The organism is Stenotrophomonas sp. P5_B8, from assembly GCF_054049855.1.
In genome coordinates this window covers 1-1,004 of record NZ_JBFULO010000748.1, presented here as the reverse complement: position 1 = coordinate 1,004, position 1,004 = coordinate 1, and the positions used below count along the sequence as shown (strand labels likewise).

The 1,004-nt window shown below is 68.3% G+C and carries 1 protein-coding gene; it reads right to left on the bottom strand.

Translation table 11 applies throughout. The annotated features are described in order from the left end of the window. Positions 1 to 64: 64 nt before the first annotated feature. Positions 65 to 811, bottom strand: coding sequence for a 23S rRNA (guanosine(2251)-2'-O)-methyltransferase RlmB (gene rlmB, locus ACXJKH_RS21205; protein WP_256777431.1), 747 nt, complete (start codon positions 809 to 811; stop codon positions 65 to 67). Positions 812 to 1,004: the final 193 nt, after the last annotated feature.

Below are 1,004 nucleotides of genomic sequence, written 5' to 3'. Positions count from 1 at the left end.
CCGTTGGTCGGCTGCAGGCACCGCGTAGAGCAGCCGACCAACGGTCGGCTCTACGGGTGCGCGGTTACAGACCGCGCTGGCGGACTGCTTCGAACAGGCTCACGCCGGTGGCGACCGACACGTTGAGGCTTTCGATGTCGCCCGGCATCGGGATCTTGACCAGGCTGTCGCAGTTTTCACGGGTCAGGCGGCGCAGGCCGTCGGCTTCGCCGCCGAGCACCAGCGCCACGTTGCCCTTCAGGTCGATCGAGTACAGCGACGCGGTGGCTTCACCGGCCAGGCCGTAGATCCACACGCCCAGCTTCTGCAGGTCCTTCAGGCAGCGCGACAGGTTGGTCACCGCCACCACCGGGATGCGGTCGGCAGCGCCGGCCGATGTCTTGCGCACGGTCGCGTTGACCGTGGCCGACTTGTCCTTGGGAATGATCACCGCCGTGGCACCGGCCGCCGCCGCGCTGCGCAGGCAGGCGCCGAGGTTATGCGGGTCCTGCACCTCGTCGAGCACCAGCAGCAGGGCCTTGCCCTCGGCGGCCTCGACCAGGCCTTCCAGTTCGTTTTCACCGTAGGTGCGTGCCGCCTGGTAGCGCGCCGCCACGCCCTGGTGTCGCACCGAACCGCCCACGCCGTCCAGCGCCTGGGTGTTGACCTTGCGCACGTCGATACCCTTGCGCCGCGCATTCTCTTCAATCTCGACCAGACGCGGATTCTTCGCGCTGGCTTCGATCAGCACCTCGCGGACGTTCTCGGCATCGTTCTCGATCGAAGAGGCGACGGCGTTGACGCCGACGATCCACTGGCTTTGCTTGCTCATTGCGGGGGCACGACCGGTACAGGGGGTGGTAATGGTAGAGCATCGGGGCCCGCCCTGCCCTGCCGGGCGTTCACCCCACGGCCCACGGGGCCCTGGCGACCTACTGGGCGGGCCGCGCAGGCGCGGGCAGATCCGCACTTTTCACGCCCTGCGCCCTACCCTCACGGGGTGTCGTGGTCAGGGTGCTGATGAG

Coding starts and splice junctions, on each gene's coding strand:
- rlmB (WP_256777431.1), bottom strand. CDS start 811: ATGAGCAAGCAAAGCCAGTGGATCGTCGGCGTCAACGCCGTCGCCTCT.